Below are 20,062 nucleotides of genomic sequence, written 5' to 3' on the forward strand. Positions count from 1 at the left end.
GCTTCCGCAACTTCGAGCACTACCGCCTCCGCATGCTCCTCATCACCGGTGGACTCGACGCCTCACCCCACACTCAACTCTGAAGAGCCCGAAACGTCAACCAGGATGCACCGACGGCCAGTGCGCACTCCAGTCGTGGTCGCACTGTCGACCAGATTGCACGATCGAGATGCTGCGCAGCGGTCACAGGGTCGAATCGTCAACCAGGAAGCACCGCGAGTCAGTAAGCGCTCCCGGCATGCTCGTAGCGTCGATCAGGGTGCAGCCGACCGCCGGATTACCCAGCTACACCCCCAGCAGCGCCCTCGCGTGGTCGTTGAGCAGCAGGCCGTTGGGGTCCAGCTCCGAGCGGACCTTCAAGAAGTCGTCCCAGCGCGGGTACATGGGTTTGAGTGTTTCGGCCGTCTGGGTGTGAATGGCTCCCCAGTGCGGGCGACCGCCGTGTTCCAGGAAAATCTGCTCGGCGGCCCGGAAGAACTCTTCGTAGGGGCGTTTGCCGTACTGGCGCAGGCTGATCCAACCGGTGTAGCGGCTGGCGGAGGGGGAGAGGTAGCCCTGTTCCGGAGGTGAGCAACGCACCAGAACCGGAAAGGACAAGGTATAGCCTTCGCGGTCCACCAAGTCCTTCAGGTCAAGGAATGCTGCGGCGGTGTTCTCCAGCGGTAAGGCGTATTCCGTGGATACGAAACGCACTGCGCGCGGTGCGGTGAACACACGGTAGGACACGTCGGTGTAGCGCCGGGAGCTCTTGGACATGGACTCCAATTTGTTCAGACCGGGCACGGTTTTGGGCGCCACGGAGGCCAAGCGGCCCAGGCCGGAGGTCAGGGAGGTGCGCAGAACGGCGTCGTCGGCTCGGCGGAGGACGCGCGAGAACGGGGAGGCCGGGCGCGTGTAGGTGTCCGGAAGGCGGTGGAGGCGGCTGAGGATGCGGGTGTGCACGGTGGAACGGCCGGGCATCCAGAAGAACTCGAAGTGATCCGCGCCGGACATTCGCTCGGGCAGCGAATCCACCAGGCGCTCGAGTGGTTCGCGGAACTCGGCGCAGTGCAGTCGGAAGGCGCTCACGCACTGAATGGTGACGGACACGATTACGCCCAGGACACCCAAGTGCACGCGAGCCGCTCGCAGAATCTCGGGATGGGAGGTCTCGGAGCATGTGATGAGCTCACCGGAGGGGGTGGCGATGGTGATCTCGATGATCTGCTCGGACAGCGAGGGCTGCCCCAGGCCGGTGCCGTGGGTGCCCGTCGCGATGGCGCCGGCAATGGTCTGACCCGTGAAGTCCGGCATGTTCGCCAAGGCCAGACCGTTCTCCTCGAGGATGTGGGAGATCTGTTGGATGGTCGTGCCGCCGAAGAATGTGGCTTGTTGCTTCTCCGTGTCGATCGAGCTGAGGCCGGTGAGTGCGGTCGCGTCCAGGAGTACGTCCGAGGTGGGAACCAGCGGGGAGAAACTCTGTCCGGAACCGGCCGGGCGCACTCGAAGACCTTGTGCGGCGGCATCGCGCAGGACCTGTTCGACCTGGTCCGTGTTCTCGGGCCGCACGATCGCCGCGGGTTGTACGGTGAGGTTCTTGCCCCACGAACGCCACGTGTCCTGGCTGACCTTGGCGGTCAGGGCTGACGACTCTGCGGGTTCGTCTGGTGTTGCAGACTGCTCGTTCACGGTTCGTATCCTTCCTCAGGATCTTTCCCGGGGCCGCGGTTCGAGGTCTTCCCTGTGACCCTGATCCAGGTGCTTTCCTTAGGACCATCCTCCGGACCCACCCCATCATCTCACCACGGCCTGAAAAGCAGGCCGCGATCTCCACATGAGCCGGTTTCACCCCCATCCGCAAGGACTGAGGACTACGCTTGAATTAACGGATCGGCGAGAGGAAGGCACGCCATGACCCTGAACGGCCGAGAAATTGTCGTGGGTGTGGACGGCACGGACCAGAGCCTGGGAGCCCTGCGCTGGGCCGCCCGCGAAGCGAAGCGCCGTGGTGCCCCACTGCACCTGGTGAGTGCCTATTCCGTGCCGGTCTACGCGGGTTCCACTTTTGACGTCGGGTATGCCGCGTTCGACCAAGCCGCCCTGGACAATGCCGTCAGGGAGCTCGTGCGCGAGGCCGCCCAGCACGTGCAGAACCTCGATGTGGAGGTGCGTTCCACGGTCGAAACCGGTGACCCGTCGGGTGTGCTCCTGGAGCTGAGCAAGTCCGCGCAGCTGTTGGTTCTGGGCTCCCGTGGTCGGGGCGGTCTGCTCGGGCGTCTGTTGGGTTCGGTCTCAACTGCCGTTCCGGCCCACTCGCACTGCCCCGTGGGCATCATTCCGCTGCCGTGGGCGCGTGAACACCAACTGGAGCGGGACATCAATCAGGCCAAGGCATTCGTCGACGGCGTGTCGGTGGGTTCGGACGGTTCCGAGCATTCCGGTGTGGCCATGCTGCGGGCGGCGGAGGAAGCGCAGTTGTTCGGCGTGCCACTGACCGTGGTGTGCGCCGTGCCGCCCATGGCGGGTGCGGCGTCCTGGATGCCCACTCCCGTGGACTTTGAGAATATCTACCAAGAGATCGCGGATGCCCTCAACGCATCTGTGCGCTGGTTGCGCGGACACTTCCCGGATCTGGAGATCAACGCTGAACTGCTGGACGGGTCACCGATCGACGTTTTGGTGGAGCAGTCCAAGCAGAACCGAATGGTGGTCATGGGTACTCGTGGTCGCGGCGGATTCGCCGGAATGCTGCTGGGTTCCACCTCCCAGGGAGTCATCCACAACAGCGCCGGACCGCTCATGATCATCCAGGGTTTCGAGGACGAACGACTGGCTGATCGGCCCGAGGTCACCCTGTGATACTCGGGTTTGTGCAACCGGGGTGTTTACCTCTAAGCTACTGAAGGTCCATCGTCCACTGATGCGCAAGCGGCAGTCGGGCGACGTTCTGGCCCCCATCGTCTAGCGGCCTAGGACACCGCCCTTTCACGGCGGCGGCACGGGTTCGAATCCCGTTGGGGGTACGTTTTCTCGCGAGAGAATCTGATGCGGTGAACGATTTGCTAAGGCAGTCAGTTCTACTGGTAAGATATCCACTCGTTGGAAACAACTAAGGCCCTGTAGCGCAGTTGGTTAGCGCGCCGCCCTGTCACGGCGGAGGTCGCGGGTTCAAGTCCCGTCAGGGTCGCTCAGGCGGCGATGAAAAGGCAACTTTTCGCGCCGTCGCGGCATATCCCAGGTGATGTGCCTGGCTCTGTAGCTCAGTTGGTAGAGCGTACGACTGAAAATCGTAAGGTCACCGGATCGACGCCGGTCGGAGCCACTGAACCCTCGCGTGGCTTCTACACGCGGGGGTTCTTCCCATTTCTGGCTGGTTCCCGCAGCTTATGTCCCGTGAACTCGCTTCACCCCTGACGACGACGCCGCTCCGCAGCCTTCTCTTCGTGCGCTGCCTTGACGGCGTGACCGGTTTCCGTACCGAGCCCGGACAGAACGTTACCGCCGAGCAGCCTTCCACCGTTTGTACGCCCACACGGTCATGACCAGCACCACGATCCACGAGAGCACCACCACGGTGCCGTGGAAGAGCGTTGGGTCCGCGACGAACGCTCCCAGTGCCACCAGGGACACCTGGCCTGGAATCACCGCGATCACACTGGCCGCCAGGAAATCGCGCTGCGTCATGCCAAAGGCCCCGCTGCCGTAGTTGACCGGCCAATACGGGATGCCGGGAACAAGTCGCAGGGTGCACACGGCCTCGAAACCGGCGCCGTCCAAGCGACTCTCGATCTTCTGGCTGTACTTGCCCAATACCTTACGCACGGCGTCCGTGCCGAGTGCGCGGGCCAACCAATAGGCACCCCACGAGCCGATCAGCACTCCGATCACGGAAAACAGGCTGCCCAGCACCACCCCGAAGATCAGCCCACCGGCAACCGCCATGATGGTCACCGGAATAGGGGTCAGAGCCACAATCGCGTAAAGGCCGATGAACACCAGCCAACTCACCCACCCGTAGCTTTCGAGCCGTTCCTGCAATTGGTCGGCCGGAGGAAGTTCCACGTTGAAGAACAGCCACAGCATGACCACGGCCACCACGATCAGCGCGGCATTACGTGCGAATGATCCCCAAGAGATTCCGGAGTCGCCGTCGGAAGAAACGGCCGTGCTGGCGGCGGGCGCATCCTGGGTTTCAGAAGACTCCTGTCCAGCCGAGGCTCGGGAGGTGGAGCGGGTTAATTCCTTCGACTCATCCCCGGAGGAATCTGAAACTGCTGGCTCGTGACTCACACGCTTCAGACTAGAGCACCGCGGCGTCAGGCCAGTGTGTCGATGGTGTCCCAGAAGCACTTACGCAGGTGTTTCCGCACGGGCTGCAGGTCGGTGTCCGATTCGCCGATCCGAGCCGCGCAATCACGCAGCAGAGTGGAATCGATCTCGGCGGGGAGGATGGGCCTCTCTTCCAGGACGGACTGTACCTCGGACAACGGAGTGGTCTGGTACCAGTTGCGGGCCAGGCTCTCGGCCACCTCTTCCGCCACTGCGAACAAGTGGGGGAGATCGACTTCCGGCTCCTTGACCGTGATGAACGTGGCCTTCTTGCTCGCCAGAGTTGCCGGTGTGACCGGTGCGGCTCCGGGCCCCGCCCCCGGCATGGGCCCAGGAGGCGCCGACGGAGCGGGCTGAGCGGTGGACTGGAATTCCGACTCGGTCCCCGCCTCCGCACCCGGAACCACCGCTCGCGTGGCCGGCGTGAACGTGGAATGAATGAGGTCCTGCGGCAGCACGATGATCCGGTCCACCTTGTACGCCAGGTGCTCTGCTACCGACTTGATCCCCAGATACCGGTTCTTGTCCTCCAGGGCCAGCAGCACCACCTTCATGCCCAGGTCCTGGGCGGCCTCGACGGCTTCGGCCAGATCGTCGTCACCGCTGAGAAGGTAGGCGACCTTGGCGGAACCGTTGCGGGCCACCTCGACCAGGTCCAGGCCCAGACGCAGGTCCACACCTTTCTGCTGTCCGTTCACGCCGATGCGACCGAGCCGCACCTTGACGTCGTCGAGCAGTGAGATCTTCTTGTGCCAGTCGCTGAGCACGCCGTCCCGAGACGCGTCATACCAATAGATGCGCAGCGGGTCCAGGTTGCAGTTGTCTCTGGTGATGCTGACGATGCCGGAGATGAGCTGTTCGGCATCCACCCTGGTGGCAGCGCGAAGAGAGGTCCCGGTCACGGTGGAACTACCGGCGGACAGCAAGAAGCCCGCGTCGATGAAAATGACGCTCTGGTCGTGAAACATGGTTCAGACCCGGTCCTTTCGGGGATCAGTCGAAAGTGGTGCAGGGTGCTCCGATCATAGATCCCTGCGGTGATCAACGTCTGAACAAAGTGTCCACGGAATGTTGCGCAGTGTGACTATCTCCTTGGGTCACTGACGGGGCCGCGCGTAGCGTTTAACGCAATCCGACAACCGACGAGAGGAATCTCCATGTCACTGCAGCTTTTCGAAGTCGTTCCCAGCAACGCCACCCGCGAGGGTGCCCAGTCCGTGATTGAGGCCATCGCTTCTGCAGCCGAGCAGAACGGCGCTCAGGTCCTGGAATCCCAGGTCACCGAGGGTCAGGGTCGCGTGTTCACCGTGGTCGAGCTCGACGGCGATGACACCACCGCCCTGGACCAGGCCATCCGCAGCGGCGTGGCCGATCAGTCCACCGAGGTCACCGGCCCGGATCAGGTTCGCCTGGTCGGCGCGGACATCGAGGACATCCGCAAGGCCAAGCCCTCCGCCGAGTACCTGGTCGAGTGGGACATCCCCGCCGAGATCGACATGGAAACCTACCTGGGCCGCAAGAAGGCCAACGCCCCCAAGTACGCCGAGGTCCCCGAGGTCAGCTTCCTGCGCACCTACGTCCGCGAGGACACCGTGAAGTGCCTGTGCTTCTACAACGCTCCCGATGAGGACGCCGTGGTGCGCGCTCGCGAGGCCGTCACCACCCCCATCGATCGACTGCACCACCTGGCAGGCAAGTAATGCCCGTTCCTTCAACCGTTCAGCAACCGGTCGCGGATTCCTTGCTGGCCAACGTTGCCGAACGCGCCGCGAGTATCGACCGGGGTGACGTCCAGACCGACGTCGCTCTGGCCGAGCTCGGGCAAAATGGTGCCTTCGACGTCGCGGCCCAGGGCGACGTCGCCGGGGTCACCGCGCTGCTCGAGACGCTGGCTCGCGAGTGTTTTTCCACCGCGTTCAGCAGCTGGGGTCACAGCATGACCATGCTGTTCCACCGCGCGGGCGGGTTCGAGGTTCCGGAGGAATTAATCAACGGTTCCGTGGCTGGCGTTTCCGCCATGGCACCCGCGTTCAAGTGGGCGTCCGAGCTGGGTGACATCCCCGTGGAGGCCGCAGCAGATGGCGATTCGGTGGTGCTCAACGGCAAAATCGTGTGGGCTTCCAACCTGTTCCCGAACGCCATCGTCATGATGCCGGTGCAATTCGAGGACGGCACCCAGACCATCGCCCGCGTGCGGGTCGGGGCCGAAGGCCTCTCCGTGAAGCCCTCGGCTCCACTCATGGCGCTCAACGGCACCGCGAGCGGTTCCCTGGCCCTGAACAACGTGCGGATTCCCGCCAGCGACGTCACCGGTGTACCGCTCAAGGAGTTCCTGGCCAAGGTCCGCCCCGGTTTCCTGCTGGCGCAGACCGCGTTCTGTATTGGTTTGGGCGCGCGCAGCCTGGACGAGGCGGCGTCGTCGGTGGAAAAGCCCGGCCCCAACTCCCTGTTCCGCGACCGACTGGATGCCCTGCGCGAGACCGAGCAGAGCTTGCGCAATGAGCACGCGTCGCTGTTGGAGAAGGTCACCTCGCCGGTGCGCCTGCTGCAGCTGAGGCTCGACGCCGCTCATTTCGTGAGTGCCGCGACCAAGCTCGAGGCCACACTTGCCGGCGGACGCGGCTACCTCGCAGACACGGACACGACCCGGCGCGTGCGCGAGGCGGCGTTCCTGCCGGTGCAGTCGCCCACCGAGGGGCACCTCCTGTGGGAGATTCAGCGCCAGAGCGCCTGACGCATACTCACCGAAGAGCCCCGAGCACGTGTGTGCCCGAGGCTTTTCACTGCGCCGTAACGCAATGACGGGAGCGGCAGGGGCTGTGTTGATCGGGACGTAGGACACATCAGTCTCATAAACTGAGATTCTCAAACATCAGCTGGGGACACTCCTTCGGGGCGCTCTTGACCCTCGCTATGTGACCTGCGACCGTTTTCGATCCCCGATCACTAGAGGTGGTTCCCGTGTCTCCAGAGGCCGTTGGTTTTTCGTTCCTGATCCTGGGGGTGGCGCTGCTCCTGGGTAAGTTCGTGCGCGTGAAAGTTGGCTGGGTCCAGAGCCTGTTCCTGCCGAGTTCCATCATTGGCGGCGCGATCCTGTTGCTCCTGGGCCCGCAGGTTCTCGGCCGCTTCAACGGCCCGTGGGGTGAGAGCGGACTCTTCACCGAGGGCATGGTCGAGACCTGGGGAGTGCTGCCCGGTCTGCTCATCAGCGTCATCTTCGCGACCATGTTCTTGGGCCAGGACCTTCCCTCGCCCAAGCGCGCGGCCAAGCTCGTGGGACCGCAGCTGTCGCTGGGCGTGGCCTTCGGCTCGGGTCAGTACGTGATCGGTCTGCTGCTCGCCGCCCTGATTCTGGTGCCCGTCTTCGCTGCGGCTCCCATGACCGGTGCGTTGATCGAGATCGGCTTCGAGGGCGGTCACGGAACCGCTGCCGGTATGCGCCCCGTCATGGAAGAACTGGGCTTCGGTGAAGGCGCGGACCTGGCCGTGGGCCTGGCGACCGTGGGCATCGTGGGCGGCATCATCATCGGTATTGGCCTGATCAACTGGGGTGTGCGCACCGGTAAGACCGAAGTCCTCAAGGGCGACGTCAAGATGTCCGTGGCCGAGCAGAAGGGTCTGTTCCGCAGCGACGAGTACTACTCCGCAGGCACCATGACCAGCCGCCCGTCCTCCGTGGAACCGTTCTCCCTGCACATGGCGATCGTGGCCGTGGCCATCCTGATCGGTTGGTGCATTCTGGAGGGGCTGCGCTGGATCGAGCAGCAGACCTACGCCAGCGTGATGTTGGATGACACCACCCCGCTGGAGATCTTCGCCTACGTTCCCTTGTTCCCCATGGCGCTGTTGGGCGGTGTGATCTTCCAGCTGGTGGCCAAGAAGTTCGGGTTCGACCGCTACATCGACGCCCAGGTGATGCTCCGTATCCAGGGCCTCGCGCTGGACTTCCTGATCGTCTCCGCCATCGCGACGCTGTCCCTGCAAGCGGTGGGCGACAACCTGGCGGCCTTCGCAATCCTGGCGGTGGCCGGCATCGCGTTCAATGTGGGTATCTTCATGTGGTTGGCACCCCGCATCATCGGCCGTTACTGGTTCGAGCGCGGCATCGGTGACTTCGGTCAGTCCATGGGCGTGACCGCCACCGGCCTGATCCTCATGCGCGTGGTGGACCCGGAGGCCGAGACTCCGGCATTCGAGGCCTTCGGTTATAAGCAGCTGGTCTTCGAGCCATTCTTCGGCGGTGGCCTGGTCACCGCGCTGGCGGTGCCCATCATCTTCCTGACGGGCGTGTGGCCACTGTTCTTCGTAATGCTCGCGGTGTTCATCATTGCCGTGCTCACGGGTCTGTTCTACTTCCGCCCCAGGGAGATGAAGGACCGCGAGGAACACACCCAGCAGATGGAGCAGCAGAAGCAAGCGGAAGCCTGATCGCTTCCACAGCCTGATGGCAGTCACCGGCGGCCCTGAACGCGATCGTGTTCAGGGCCGCCGCGTGCGTCTAGTCTGATCCCATGACCGCTCTCACGGAGATCAAGGGAACAGGCGCACCGCTGCACCGGGCGCTGGCTGAACAGGGTATTACCGAGATCGAGCAACTGGCCGGAGCCGACTTCCAGGAACTCCTCGCACTGCACGGCGTGGGGTTGAAGGGGCTGAACCGACTCAACGACGCCCTGGGTGAGAAGGGGCTGGAACCGATGAGCGGCGTCGTCGCCCCCAAGCCCACCAACCGAACCGTGAAAGCGGACGTGAAGACCAAGCCCACCGGGCAGTCTGCGGAGGAATGGATCGACTCCTTGCCCTGGCCGCGGCGCGTGGAACAGGGCAAGGAACTACTTGAGATCTTCAGAGAGGTCACCGGTGCCGAGCCCGTGATGTGGGGCGAGTCCATCGTGGGGTACGGCCACTACCATTACCGCTACGAAACCGGCCGCGAAGGCGATACCGCCCAGGTAGCGTTCTCGCCCCGCAAGGCCGCCATCTCGCTCTACGGACTGCAGAGCGGCGACGGCGCCGAGGAACTACTCGACCGCCTCGGACCGCACCGGCGCAGTGTGAGCTGCGTGTACGTCACCAAATTGGACCAGGTGGATCACGACGTGCTGCGCGAGTTGATCGCACGCGCATGGGTCTCGGACTCGGCCTGCTGAAAGTCGCGATTTTCACGGGCTCAGTGCAAGGGTAGGACGCGGAAAATCCCCAGCCGTTACGGAGGTTGGCCGCCTAAATTGTAGGCGTATCGATCACCGTGCACGCCCCCAGTCCTCGGCCGGATGGGCTGCACCTCACGTGCGGACGGCGGGTGAACCCATGAGCTTGAAACGAGTTACCACGGCAGTGGCGGCCTCGGGTCTGCTGATCGCTCTGACCGGCTGTTCTTCCAGCGCGGAGGAACCGTTCACGTTCGAGGCGCCGAGCGAAATCCCCCAGGCGAACGGCGGCTCCGAAGCGCCGGTGGGCACGGGACGCACGGCCAGCACCGGAACCTGCCTGGACGTGGTCGAGGTCTACACCGGACTGGTGGTGCTTCCCATGACCACTGACCGTTCCACGGACGCCACCCCCGAGGCCGGTCAGGACCCTTCATCTATCACTGAGGCCACCGACTCCCTCGAATCACATCGCGACCGGTTGCCCGAGCCCGTGCTTCCTGCCTTCGACGACGCCGTCAGCCTCCTCGACAACGCCGGTGACACTTTGCAACCCCAAGAGGCCGCCCAAATCCAGCGCGCACTTCAGCCCGTGCAGGACTGGATTTCCACGCAGTGTTCGGCGGCGTTGCCGGAGAAGTAGCATCCGAGGCCTACGCTGGACTCTCCTTTTCAGCTACCCGTCGCGGCCTTGAACTTCTCGCGGATCTGCCGCGCTGTTGTTCGGGGCCGCGCCATTCTGCCCGGCCCCGAACGTCAGCTCGTTAGAGCTTGATCCACACCGTGTGATCCGCGGCGAGCTTCCCTGCCATCACGGCGCTCTGGCCGCTGGCCAGCAACAGTTCACCGGTGGTCAGCTCGGGGATCTCCACTGCCGCGTCACCGGCATTCGCGGCCACCAGGACTGTGTCCCCGGAATCCGTGGTGAGGCGATAGGCCAGAATCTGAGTGTTCTGCTCGCTCATGGGGTCCCACTCGAACTCGGCGCGACCCAGTGCCAGTTCGTGCCTGATGCGCAGGGCGTTCTTGTAGAGATTCAGCACGGACTGCGGGTTGCCCAGCTGGTGGTCCACCGTGATGTTCTCGAAGGTCTCCGGCTGCGGCAACCACGGATTCGGGCCGAAGCCCAGCCCGTCGCCCACGGGGGACCAGGGGAGGGGCACACGAGCGCCGTCGCGCCCCAATTCCTGACCCTCGGTACGGAAGAAGGTGGGGTCCTCGCGGCTCTCGGCGTCCAGAGTGGTGTGCTCAGGCAGGCCCAGTTCGTCGCCCTGGTAGACGTAGGCCGAACCCGGCAGGGACAGCTCCACGAGTGCGGCGGCGCGGGCGCGGCGGAGACCCAGGGCGGCGTCGGGCTGCTCGTCCTCCGCCCCGATGCCGTTGGGGTAGGCGGTGCGGGAGCTTAAACCGTAGCGAGAGGCGTGGCGGACGGTGTCGTGGTTGGAGAGCACCCACGTGGACGGCGCACCCACCGCCTGGTTCACGCGCAGGGAATCCGTGATGGCGTTGCGCATCCGGTCGCGGTCCCAACCGGCGATCAGGAAGTCGAAGTTGAACGCCTGCTGCGCCTCATCCGGGCGGACGTACAACGCCAACCGTTCTGCCGGGCCGATCCACGCTTCCACCACGAGCATGCGCTCGCCAGGATACTCGGCCAGAACCTGGTTCCAATCGCGGTAGATCTCGTGCACACCGTCCTGATCGAAGTACGGGCCGGTGTCCATGGTCTTTTCGGCGTGACCTTTTTCATCGACGTCCGTGCCTTCGACCATGTGGACCTGCTCGTCCCAATCAGGGAGTCCTTCCGCCTTGACCATGCCGTGGGCGACGTCCACGCGGAAGCCATCCACTCCGCGGTCCAGCCAGAAGCGCAGGACGCTGCGGAACTCTTCCCAGATTTCCGGGTTCTCCCAGTTCAGGTCCGGTTGTGACGAGTCGAAGAGGTGGAGGTACCACTGGCCGTCATCGATACGGGACCACGCGGGGCCGCCGAACAGGGACTTCCAATTGTTCGGCGGCAGCTCGCCGTTCTCACCCTTGCCGTTGCGGAACATATAGCGGGCGCGCTCCGGTGAACCGATCGGTGAGGCGAGTGCCGCCTGGAACCACTCGTGATCCTCGGAGGTGTGGTTGGGCACCAGGTCCACGATGATCTTGAGCCCCAGTTCGTGGGCCTGGTCCTTCATCCGCTCGAAATCGTCAAGGGTGCCGAAGCGCGGGTCGATGGTGCGGTAATCCGCCACGTCATAGCCAGCATCATGCTGAGGGGACAGATAGAACGGCGACAGCCACACCGCGTCCACACCGAGCTGCTTGAGGTAGGGAAGTTTCTCGGTCACACCGCCCAAGTCGCCCATCCCGTCCCCGTTGGAGTCCTTGAAGGAGCGCGGATACACCTGGTAGATCACGGCGTCCCGCCACCACTCGGTACCGGACTTCTGACGTGGGATTACTGATTCTTCAGACACACTCCAACGCTAGTCAGCCTGCGGGGTGGAGGGGAAATCGTGGGGTGAGGCCAGGACACCGGGGTGGCTGCGGTGGAGCTGAGCGGAGGGGACTGCGCTGTGGCACGGGCCTGTCACTTCCGGTGTCGATGAGACGGCCTGTTTCAGCATGATGTGAGGAAAATGCAGCCGAGAAGTCTTAGGTGAGGAAGATGCAGAAAGTTGGCCTGTTCTGAGCATTTCCCTCACACCACACTGGACACCTTCATTTTCCTCACTTGGGATTCACCTCCAATCCTCACTGCTTCACTAGCACGCGCCTATTTGAGGGTGATGTCGCCAGCTCAGGAGAGCTCTCCAGCTGAAATTGAGTCCTGTGGAGAACGCTTAGAGGAGTGACTGTGGATAACTTCCGACCCGCCCGAGCGGCGTTCTCTAGAGTCCGATCATGCTGTATCGACAAAAGCCGTTGAAGTTCGGGGATCGTCCGGTGGTGCTCCGCACGGGCCAAACTGGCAACCGCGCCTCGCAGCTGATGACCAAACCCGGAGTTCAAAGAGTGACCAAAGGTCTCTGGGCAATGCATCCCGAGCCACTCACCGCGGTGGAGCGGTCGCTGTTGTTGCAACAGCACCTGGGCGCCCCGGGATCGACACTTGCCGTGACCGGTTTCAATGCCTTGGATCTCTTGAAGATACCCGTGGGCTATACCGATCCTTGGGTTCATCAGTCGCTCAAGATGCCACTTCCACGAGTCATGCGGGACATCTTGGGCGAACGCGAGACGGCCCATTTGCGGTGGTCAGGTGCGCGCAATCAGACGGTTGCTGAGGGGATCAAGTTCTCAAAGTCGATGGGACTAAGCAGCTTTGAAGGCCCCTGGGGTAGCCGAGTTACACATCCTGTGGAAGCGCTGGTGGTCGTTGCCCCAAGGCTGTCGCACTGGCGCATCATCGCCTGTTTGGACGCGATGATGTCCTGGCAATTCACGATTCCAGGTACCGGTGTCACGGCTGAACTTCCGAGAACTGTGATCGAAGAGTGCCTGAGCCATCTGCCGCCGCATGCTCTGGCCGTGAATGCCGTGCGTAGAGGATTGCGAGAAGCCCAGGAATCCTGCTTTTCGGCCATGGAAACCCTAACGCGCATGATCGCACTTCATGAAGGCCTGCCGCCGCCCCACCTCAACTACCCGGTGGAAGTCAACGGGCGAACGTTTTATCTGGATCTGGCTTGGCCAGAGGTAAAGGTGGCAGTCGAATACAACGGTCGTGTCCATGCGGAGGAAGTAGATGACTACCGGGACGAGATGTACCGGTTCGCGCTCATCCGGGACAGCGGATGGGACCTCACGCTGCTGGTCAAGGGCGATCTTGAGGAGCCCGACCGGAGATGGAAGTGGGTCGAACGGGTGCGCCGCGCGACGTCGTCGTCGTCAGTCATTGTCCTCTGAGGGAGCTGCGGCGCGTGCGACCTAATGACCGGGGCGACCGCATGACCCAAGGCAGTCTCAGGTGAGGAAAGCGCATCAATGAAGTCTCAGGGGAGGAAACTGCAAGAATTTGGCCAGTTCTGGACACTTTCCTCACATCAAACTCGGCCGTTGCATTTCCCTCACATGACGTTACGCCCCGAGCTATGAACTGGCCTATGAACCAGGTCCGGAGACTGTCAACCGGCCTAATCGCCCTAATTCGCCGACTGCAAGTGCGCCAGCGGCGACCACCGTTGGAAGATCCGGCGCAGGGCGGCCGTGGCGGCACCTTGATCGCCGGCACGGAGGAGTTCGATGGCGTCCTCCATGTCCCGGGGGCTCTCGTCGGGCTGGATCCGATCCGCCAACGAGCCGTAGTCCAGGCACACGAGGGAGGCGGGGCTGAAGGTTCCGAGCCAGCGGCCCAACCGAGTTAGATCATCCGCGAACGCCTTGGCCTGTTGGGCCTCCTCGGACAGCTCATCAGCGTTGGGATCGGCAGAGGCCAGGGCGGTGTCCTCGACGATCTGCGCACCCTGGATCACACGCCGGGCGGCGGTGTCGGCGGGTGCGATGAGCCGGTGCACCTCGTGACCGGCATGCGATGAGACCACACGGTCCTCCATGGCGAACGCCGCGAACCACGCCAAGGGGACCACATAGGCCGACTCGCGGGTGTACAGCGGTTCGAAGAGCTCCCCGGAAATCTCCCGCGCGGCGTCCCGGACCTTCTTTTCCGGAACCAATAGCGGAAGGAGCTGAGCGCCGTCGTTCATCGTGGCGTCGGAGAACAACCGAAGGGAACGGCGCAGCCGCTGGGGCGCGTGGAAGACCGGGAAGTCGCCCATGCCACCCACGAACCGTGATTCAGCAGCGGGGGCGGCGGAGAACGGGATGGTCCATAGTGGTTCGCGCGCGGGAGGCAGCGGGGTGTCGGAAGGATCGGCCAGGCGGGACAGCTGTTCCGTGAGTTCGTGAACCCCGCCCTCGAAGGGGTCCAGGGCACGCGGGATGGCGGGAGCGTACTCCGCGTCGAGCTCCTCCTGCGGGACGTAAATGCGCAGCGCGAAACGAATGGGAGGACCAATGATCCCCCTAAACGCCGTACCCACGTTCACCAAGGTCATGACTCAGTCGATCTCAATAACCACGGGAGCGTGGTCCGAGGCACCCTTGCCCTTGCGCTCCTCACGGTCGATCCACGCGTCCGTGACCCGCGCAGCGAGGGCGGGGGAGCAGAGCTGGAAGTCGATGCGCATGCCTTCCTTCTTGGGGAAGCGCAACTGCGTGTAGTCCCAGTACGTGTAGACGCCGGGGCCCGGATGGCGGGGGCGGACCACGTCCATGAAACCGGCGTCGCTGATGAACGCGTTGAACGCCGCGCGCTCGCCCTCGGAGACGTGGGTGAAACCGTTCTCCTTGAAAAATTCGATGTCCCAGACGTCCTCATCCTGGGGGGCCACGTTCCAGTCACCCACCAGCGCGATCTGCGCCTCTGGATCATCCTTGACCCACTGCTTGGCATGATCCTTGAGGATGCGCAGCCACTCGAGTTTGTAAGGCATGTGCGGGTCGTCCAGGCCGCGGCCGTTAGGTACATACAGAGACCACACACGCACTCCGCCGCAGGTCGCAGCCATGGCGCGGGCTTCCTGGATCGGCTCCTGTTTGCCCTTGCCGAACACGGGCTGGTCGGGGAAGGTGCGTTCCACGTCCTTGAGACCCACGCGTGAGGCAATGGCCACACCGTTCCACTGGCTCAGCCCGAAATGCGCCACCTCGTAACCGGCAAACTCGAACAACTCCCACGGGAAGTTCTCGTCCTTGGCCTTGGTCTCCTGGATGGCCAACACGTCCACGTCCGAGCGGTCCAACCACGCTTCGATGCGATCGGCGCGGGCTCGGATGGAGTTGACGTTCCACGTGGCGATTCTCATGACACCACCGTAGCGAGCCGCGGGCCCTTGCAGGAAACTTGGCGCGCGTTCACTTTCCGCCCAGCGCGGCGAGCGCTTGTAAGTGCTCGGGCTTCACGGTGACGACGTCGCTCGCGTAGTCATCGTTCTTCCGCACCCACAGCTTCACGTACGGGCACACCGGCACGATGGCCAACCCCTCGGCCACGGTTTCACCCAGTGCCTGCTTGGTCAGAACCGCTGCAAGGCCCTGGCCACCGTACGAGTCGTCCACCACGGTGTGGTAGAAAATCCGCTCCGCACGGTCAGCGTCCTGATGCGCCGTGTAGTGGGATTCACCGATCACGGTGTCCCCGTCCAGGAGTTCGAAGCGGTGGCGGTCCGGATTGTTGCGGACCGTGATGTTGTTCGGTTCGGTCATGGCTGTCTTCTATAACCGTGTGCTGACTACTACTCGCTGCGCTTGGCGCGCACCGGGTGGCCGGACAGGATGGAAATTCGATTGAAGGCGTTGATCGCGATCGCTGACCACTGCAGCGCGGAGAACTGCTTGTCCGTCAGGGTTTCCCGGGCGGTGGTCAGATCTTGGTGCAGCGTGGAATGGTCCAGTTCGGTGGTCGCTTCCGCAATGGTCAGGGCGGAGCGTTCCAGCGGGCTGAACACCTGGGTGTCTCGCCAGGCCGGCAGCACCGCCAACTGCTGATCGGTCACGCCCGCCTCACGTGCTTGGCGCACGTGCATGTTCAGGCAGTAGGCGCAGCCGTTGATCTGCGAGACCCGCACGTTGAGAAGCTCCGTGATGGAACGCGGGATGTCGGCTTCCTCGTTTGCTGCGGCCACCTTGCGGGAGAACGCGTTGATGGCTCGCCAGCTACCGGGGTCGGACTTGTCCAGGAAAAAGTGCTCGTGTGTGCTCACACCGGTACTAACGCATTCCGTGGTAAGTAAATTTCAGCGCCATTGGATACCGACCTGGCACGCGGTGGGTCCCACCCTGGGCGCTCGCGGAGCCAGGCCAAGTAGGCTGGACGCATGAAGACCAGAGCCGCCGTAGCCCACCGCAAGGGACGTTCACTCCTGTTCAAGACGGGGGTGGTTGCAGCCGGTTCCTTGGCTGCCGCACAGGCCACGGTGATCGCTTCGCTGGCCGGATTGGACTGGTGGAAGCGCCGCAATCGTAAGGTCCGCGAGGCCCCTCGCCCGGGTACGTTCACGGCGCAGGTCGAGGATTCCGAACTGAACATCTACACCTCGGGTGACAGCGTGTACGACGACATGCTCGAATCCATCAACGGAGCCCAGGAATCCATCCACATGGAGACCTTCATCTGGAAGAACGATGAAGTGGGTCAGCGGTTCCTGGATGCCCTCAACGCGGCGGCCGATCGCGGTGTCGAAGTCTTCGTCATCTATGACGGCTTTGCCAACCTGGTGATTCCCAATTCTTTCTATACGTTCTCGGACAAAGTCCATGTGTTCCGGATGCCGGCCGTGCGCCGCAAATGGTGGCGAGGGCTGCTGCGATACAGCGGGTTCAACCATTCCAAGATCCTGGTGGTGGATGACAACATCGGCTTCGTGGGTGGCTACAACATTGGTTCGATGTACGCCAACCAGTGGCGGGACACCCACGTGCGCGAAGTGGGCCCGGCCGTATGGGGGCTGCGCAATTCGATTGCCCGCGTGTGGAACGAGGGTCGTCACCCGGAGGACCAGATTGAATGGGTGCCTCCGCAGAACTGGGACCCGGAGGTCCGGGTTGCCGCCAATCTGCCGGTGCAACTGGTGTATCCAATTCGGCACCTATACCTGAGCGCCATTGAGCGCGCCAATGATCACATCTGGATCACCACGCCGTACTTCATTCCCGATCAGCAGATTCTTGAGGCCCTGATTGGGGCATCAAAACGCGGCGTGGACGTGCGCGTCATGGTTCCTAAGGATTCAAACCATATTCTCGCCGACTGGGTGTCCCGCGGGTTCTACGGTCAGCTCCTGGATGTCGGCGTGACCATCCTGTTGTACGCCGCATCCATGATCCACGCCAAGACGGCGACAATCGACGGCGAATGGTCCACCGTGGGCACCGCCAACATCGACCGTTTGTCGCTCTCGTTCAACTACGAGACGAACGTGGAAATCGTGGACCCGGACTTCGCGGCGGAGATGGAAAAGGTCTTCGAAGCCGACTCCGAGCACTGTGAGATCCTCAGCTCACCGCGCTGGCGTGACCGTCACCCGATGGCGCGGTTCGCCGAAACTGTCTTGATTCCGCTACGCCCGATCCTCTGATCTCAACACTGTCGTGCGGTCGGTGCCACCGATCATTCAGCAGTGGCAGTCAGCGCCACCAGTCATCCGCCGGGGTCACCGGCACGGTGCGCTTGTGGCGTGAGCGCAAGTAAATCGTCTCCAACCGCTCGGAGACGTCGGCGGCGATCTCCTTGCCCTCCAAGAAGTCATCGATGTCGTTGTACGTCAGCCCCAGTTCGTCCTCGTCCGTGCGGCCGGGGTTGTCGTCGAGCAAATCTGCGGTGGGCGCCTTGGAAATCAACGGTTCCGGCGCGCCCAGGTACTCGAGCAATTGCCGGTTCTGCCGTTTGTTCAGGCCACCCAGCGGCAGCAGATCCGCGCCGCCGTCGCCGAACTTGGTGAAGAACCCGGTCACCGACTCCGCGGCATGGTCCGTTCCGATCACCAACAGATTGTTGTCCCCGCCGACGGCGTACTGGGCCGTCATACGCACTCTCGCCTTGGTATTACCTCGCGTGAAATCGGTCAGTTCCGTCCCGGTGGCCGACTCGTAGGCCTCTTCGAAACCGCGCACTGCCGGAGCGATGTCGTAGGTGATGGTGCGGTCGGGCTCGATGAAAGCCAGCGCGGCCTGGGCGTCGGCTTCGTCGTGTTGCACTCCGTGCGGCAGGCGCATCGCCATGAATTGGGCGTCTCCGCCGTCGGCCCGGAGCTTCTCAACGGCCATCTGAGCCAGCTTGCCAGCCAGTGTGGAATCCACGCCCCCGCTGATTCCCAGGACGAAACCTTTGGTGTGTGTGGCCGTGACGTAGTCACACAAGAAGTCCACTCGGCGATCGACCTCGGATGCCGGATCGATCTGTGGTTTCACGCCGAGTTCGGAAATGATTTGAGCCTGCAATTCGCGCATGCCGACATGGTAGTACCGGCATGTTTCCGGGGCGTGACATGTCTTCACACTTTGCTTCACAAGGTTGGGTCAAGGACCACATGAGATGCTGGTCACATGAGCGAAAACACCGAGTACGAGACCATTTTGGTGAGCCGTGACGGGCGCGTCGGCGTGATCACCCTGAACCGGCCCAAGGCGCTCAACGCCTTGAACGAGCAAACTATGAACGATGTGGTTGCCGCCGCCACCGAGCTCGACCGCGACCCGGATATCGGCGCGATCATCCTGACCGGTTCCGAGAAGGCCTTCGCCGCGGGTGCCGACATCAAGGAAATGGCCACCAAGTCCGCCGCCGAGATGTACCGCGTGGACTTCTTCTCCCCGTGGGATGCTTTTGCCCGTCTGCGCACCCCCAAGATCGCCGCCGTTTCCGGTTATGCCTTGGGTGGCGGTTGTGAGCTCGCCATGATGTGCGACCTGATCATCGCCGCGGACACCGCGAAGTTCGGTCAGCCAGAGATCAACCTGGGCGTCATCCCGGGCATGGGTGGCACTCAGCGACTGATCCGCGCCATCGGCAAGTCCAAGGCCATGGATATGATTCTCACCGCCCGTCAGATGGACGCCGAGGAAGCCGAGCGTTCCGGCCTGGTTGCTCGCGTGGTCCCCGCCGACCGGCTATTGGACACCGCCAACGACGTCGCTCGCACCATTGCCGGGCTCTCCAAGCCTGTTGCTCAGCACGCCGTCGAGGCCGTGAATGCAGCTTACGAAACCACTCTCCAGCAGGGTGTGCAGTACGAGCGTCGAGTGTTCCACGGCTTGTTCTCCACCGCCGATCAGAAGGAAGGCATGACCGCCTTCAGTGAGAAGCGCAAGGCCAACTTCACGCACGAGTAAAACCCGAGCGGAGCGAGCGGAAGTCCTAGCCACAGCGATTGAACCGCCTTGCCGGGCCGTGAATGTTGGTGAGGATGAGTGATCCGGCTGAAGCTCCAATGATCGGCTTCACGACAACTCGGTCACCGAAACCCGTTCACTGAGAGACGTTCTTCGGGGAGGACATACTCCCGTAGAACCGTTGACCAGTGGACGGGTTTTGCGCTGTCTCGGCCCGCTTTCCCTCGAAGCAGTGCACCAGTACACGGTTTTCGGAGAGTATGTGCCCCTCGGAGACCGTGCACTGATGAACGCGAGTAAAACGAATAAAAAGCGCGTAAGCGGAGGCCGAAATCGACCAGCACACTCGGTCTCGTTGGTCTCTGTCGTCGAGTTTTAGCTGGGGCACACCTTCCCATGAGTGGCCTTTTATTACCAGCAAGGTGACGGGCACCGGGTATCGCCTTACCCGTGCTGCGTGGACTCCACAAGCCATCGCGAACGTGCCAAGGATCCGCCGAAATGCACAATGCCGTGCGCTGGAGGCGCGCGACAGGTGGCCACTTGGTTCTCTGGACTCATGCGAGTGGTGGATGTGTATCGGTTGTCGCGGCGGCTCAAAGAGTTAGCGGATGCGGCGGTGCCCGCTGAGGGAGATGGCCGACTCAAACCGGCTCTTCACAATCGAGGGTGTAGTTGCGGTCTGAAGCCGCCGGCCTCGAGCAGGCTGCGGGCGATGTAGT

Annotated in this window: 18 protein-coding genes and 3 tRNA genes; 12 read left to right on the forward strand and 9 right to left on the reverse strand. The window is 63.0% G+C overall.

Going from position 1 to position 20,062, the window contains the following annotated elements:
* Nucleotides 1-285 precede the first annotated feature (285 nt).
* Nucleotides 286-1,668: a D-arabinono-1,4-lactone oxidase gene (locus tag RF638_RS14920; protein WP_259916284.1), complete on the reverse strand. Its 1,383-nt coding sequence runs from the start codon at nucleotides 1,666-1,668 to the stop codon at nucleotides 286-288.
* A 222-nt stretch (nucleotides 1,669-1,890) separates the two neighbouring features.
* Here RF638_RS14920 and RF638_RS14925 point away from each other — a divergent pair, with 222 nt between their 5' ends.
* From RF638_RS14925 to RF638_RS14940, 4 genes are all read left to right on the forward strand, one after another.
* On the forward strand, nucleotides 1,891-2,838 hold the full coding sequence (locus RF638_RS14925) for a universal stress protein (RefSeq protein WP_259916287.1): 948 nt from the start codon (nucleotides 1,891-1,893) through the stop codon (nucleotides 2,836-2,838).
* 91 nt (nucleotides 2,839-2,929) lie between these two features.
* Nucleotides 2,930-3,002, forward strand: a tRNA-Glu gene (locus RF638_RS14930).
* Between the two features lie 90 nt (nucleotides 3,003-3,092).
* Nucleotides 3,093-3,166: transfer RNA gene (locus RF638_RS14935), tRNA-Asp, on the forward strand.
* Between the two features lie 62 nt (nucleotides 3,167-3,228).
* Nucleotides 3,229-3,301: transfer RNA gene (locus RF638_RS14940), tRNA-Phe, on the forward strand.
* A gap of 173 nt (nucleotides 3,302-3,474) precedes the next feature.
* Here the strand turns inward: RF638_RS14940 and RF638_RS14945 are convergent.
* Complete coding sequence (locus RF638_RS14945; RefSeq protein ID WP_259916288.1) at nucleotides 3,475-4,269, reverse strand: TVP38/TMEM64 family protein; 795 nt, start codon at nucleotides 4,267-4,269, stop codon at nucleotides 3,475-3,477.
* A gap of 26 nt (nucleotides 4,270-4,295) precedes the next feature.
* Complete coding sequence (locus tag RF638_RS14950; protein WP_095798741.1) at nucleotides 4,296-5,276, reverse strand: NYN domain-containing protein; 981 nt, start codon at nucleotides 5,274-5,276, stop codon at nucleotides 4,296-4,298.
* 189 nt (nucleotides 5,277-5,465) lie between these two features.
* Here RF638_RS14950 and RF638_RS14955 point away from each other — a divergent pair, with 189 nt between their 5' ends.
* From RF638_RS14955 to RF638_RS14975, 5 genes are all read left to right on the forward strand, one after another.
* Nucleotides 5,466-6,008 carry a DUF4242 domain-containing protein gene (locus RF638_RS14955; RefSeq protein ID WP_259916290.1) on the forward strand — a complete coding sequence of 181 codons (543 nt, stop codon included), beginning with the start codon at nucleotides 5,466-5,468 and terminating at the stop codon, nucleotides 6,006-6,008.
* Nucleotides 6,008-7,042, forward strand: coding sequence for an acyl-CoA dehydrogenase family protein (locus RF638_RS14960; protein ID WP_259916291.1), 1,035 nt, complete (start codon nucleotides 6,008-6,010; stop codon nucleotides 7,040-7,042). The genes RF638_RS14955 and RF638_RS14960 overlap by 1 nt, the downstream gene beginning before the upstream one ends.
* A 227-nt stretch (nucleotides 7,043-7,269) precedes the next feature.
* Complete coding sequence (locus RF638_RS14965; RefSeq protein ID WP_259916293.1) at nucleotides 7,270-8,736, forward strand: sodium/glutamate symporter; 1,467 nt, start codon at nucleotides 7,270-7,272, stop codon at nucleotides 8,734-8,736.
* 83 nt (nucleotides 8,737-8,819) lie between these two features.
* Nucleotides 8,820-9,458, forward strand: a complete 639-nt coding sequence (locus RF638_RS14970) for a DUF1801 domain-containing protein (RefSeq protein WP_259916294.1) — start codon at nucleotides 8,820-8,822, stop codon at nucleotides 9,456-9,458.
* A gap of 160 nt (nucleotides 9,459-9,618) precedes the next feature.
* Nucleotides 9,619-10,101 carry a hypothetical protein gene (locus RF638_RS14975; RefSeq protein WP_259916295.1) on the forward strand — a complete coding sequence of 161 codons (483 nt, stop codon included), beginning with the start codon at nucleotides 9,619-9,621 and terminating at the stop codon, nucleotides 10,099-10,101.
* 121 nt (nucleotides 10,102-10,222) lie between these two features.
* On the opposite strand, the gene RF638_RS14980 is transcribed toward RF638_RS14975, so the two are convergent.
* A complete protein-coding gene (locus RF638_RS14980) occupies nucleotides 10,223-11,926 on the reverse strand; it encodes a glycoside hydrolase family 13 protein (RefSeq protein ID WP_259916297.1) in 1,704 nt (567 codons plus the stop codon).
* A 427-nt stretch (nucleotides 11,927-12,353) separates the two neighbouring features.
* On the opposite strand from RF638_RS14980, the gene RF638_RS14985 reads away from it, so the two are divergent.
* Nucleotides 12,354-13,358 (forward strand): hypothetical protein, encoded by a 1,005-nt coding sequence (locus tag RF638_RS14985; RefSeq protein WP_259916299.1) that lies wholly within the window; start codon nucleotides 12,354-12,356, stop codon nucleotides 13,356-13,358.
* A gap of 236 nt (nucleotides 13,359-13,594) precedes the next feature.
* Here RF638_RS14985 and RF638_RS14990 read toward each other — a convergent pair whose 3' ends face one another.
* From RF638_RS14990 to RF638_RS15005, 4 genes are read right to left on the reverse strand one after another with little or no spacing between them, the layout of a single operon-like run.
* Nucleotides 13,595-14,506: a hypothetical protein gene (locus tag RF638_RS14990; protein ID WP_259916302.1), complete on the reverse strand. Its 912-nt coding sequence runs from the start codon at nucleotides 14,504-14,506 to the stop codon at nucleotides 13,595-13,597.
* A gap of 3 nt (nucleotides 14,507-14,509) precedes the next feature.
* Complete coding sequence (locus RF638_RS14995) at nucleotides 14,510-15,316, reverse strand: exodeoxyribonuclease III (RefSeq protein WP_095798747.1); 807 nt, start codon at nucleotides 15,314-15,316, stop codon at nucleotides 14,510-14,512.
* 49 nt (nucleotides 15,317-15,365) lie between these two features.
* Complete coding sequence (locus RF638_RS15000) at nucleotides 15,366-15,716, reverse strand: GNAT family N-acetyltransferase (RefSeq protein ID WP_095798748.1); 351 nt, start codon at nucleotides 15,714-15,716, stop codon at nucleotides 15,366-15,368.
* Nucleotides 15,717-15,745: 29 nt separating this feature from the next.
* Nucleotides 15,746-16,213: a carboxymuconolactone decarboxylase family protein gene (locus tag RF638_RS15005; RefSeq protein ID WP_129701425.1), complete on the reverse strand. Its 468-nt coding sequence runs from the start codon at nucleotides 16,211-16,213 to the stop codon at nucleotides 15,746-15,748.
* A 114-nt stretch (nucleotides 16,214-16,327) separates the two neighbouring features.
* On the opposite strand from RF638_RS15005, the gene RF638_RS15010 reads away from it, so the two are divergent.
* Entirely contained in the window at nucleotides 16,328-17,587 is a 1,260-nt protein-coding gene (locus tag RF638_RS15010; RefSeq protein ID WP_129701427.1) for a phosphatidylserine/phosphatidylglycerophosphate/cardiolipin synthase family protein, read from the forward strand.
* 49 nt (nucleotides 17,588-17,636) lie between these two features.
* On the opposite strand, the gene nadE is transcribed toward RF638_RS15010, so the two are convergent.
* A complete protein-coding gene (nadE, locus tag RF638_RS15015) occupies nucleotides 17,637-18,458 on the reverse strand; it encodes an ammonia-dependent NAD(+) synthetase (protein ID WP_095798751.1) in 822 nt (273 codons plus the stop codon).
* A gap of 96 nt (nucleotides 18,459-18,554) precedes the next feature.
* Here nadE and RF638_RS15020 point away from each other — a divergent pair, with 96 nt between their 5' ends.
* Nucleotides 18,555-19,340 carry an enoyl-CoA hydratase gene (locus RF638_RS15020; RefSeq protein ID WP_095798752.1) on the forward strand — a complete coding sequence of 262 codons (786 nt, stop codon included), beginning with the start codon at nucleotides 18,555-18,557 and terminating at the stop codon, nucleotides 19,338-19,340.
* Nucleotides 19,341-20,062: the final 722 nt, after the last annotated feature.

Source organism: Kocuria sp. CPCC 205235 (assembly GCF_040980905.1).
Taxonomy (GTDB): domain Bacteria; phylum Actinomycetota; class Actinomycetes; order Actinomycetales; family Micrococcaceae; genus Kocuria; species Kocuria carniphila.

Bases quoted from the DNA above. Each gene is read 5' to 3' on its own strand.
- RF638_RS15000 (WP_095798748.1), bottom strand. From the start codon at position 15,716: ATGACCGAACCGAACAACATCACGGTCCGCAACAATCCGGACCGCCAC.
- RF638_RS14925 (WP_259916287.1), top strand. From the start codon at position 1,891: ATGACCCTGAACGGCCGAGAAATTGTCGTGGGTGTGGACGGCACGGAC.
- nadE (WP_095798751.1), bottom strand. From the start codon at position 18,458: ATGCGCGAATTGCAGGCTCAAATCATTTCCGAACTCGGCGTGAAACCA.
- RF638_RS14995 (WP_095798747.1), bottom strand. From the start codon at position 15,316: ATGAGAATCGCCACGTGGAACGTCAACTCCATCCGAGCCCGCGCCGAT.
- RF638_RS14950 (WP_095798741.1), bottom strand. From the start codon at position 5,276: ATGTTTCACGACCAGAGCGTCATTTTCATCGACGCGGGCTTCTTGCTG.
- RF638_RS14990 (WP_259916302.1), bottom strand. From the start codon at position 14,506: ATGACCTTGGTGAACGTGGGTACGGCGTTTAGGGGGATCATTGGTCCT.
- RF638_RS14975 (WP_259916295.1), top strand. From the start codon at position 9,619: ATGAGCTTGAAACGAGTTACCACGGCAGTGGCGGCCTCGGGTCTGCTG.
- RF638_RS14955 (WP_259916290.1), top strand. From the start codon at position 5,466: ATGTCACTGCAGCTTTTCGAAGTCGTTCCCAGCAACGCCACCCGCGAG.
- RF638_RS14985 (WP_259916299.1), top strand. From the start codon at position 12,354: ATGCTGTATCGACAAAAGCCGTTGAAGTTCGGGGATCGTCCGGTGGTG.
- RF638_RS15020 (WP_095798752.1), top strand. From the start codon at position 18,555: ATGAGCGAAAACACCGAGTACGAGACCATTTTGGTGAGCCGTGACGGG.
- RF638_RS15010 (WP_129701427.1), top strand. From the start codon at position 16,328: ATGAAGACCAGAGCCGCCGTAGCCCACCGCAAGGGACGTTCACTCCTG.
- RF638_RS14960 (WP_259916291.1), top strand. From the start codon at position 6,008: ATGCCCGTTCCTTCAACCGTTCAGCAACCGGTCGCGGATTCCTTGCTG.
- RF638_RS14970 (WP_259916294.1), top strand. From the start codon at position 8,820: ATGACCGCTCTCACGGAGATCAAGGGAACAGGCGCACCGCTGCACCGG.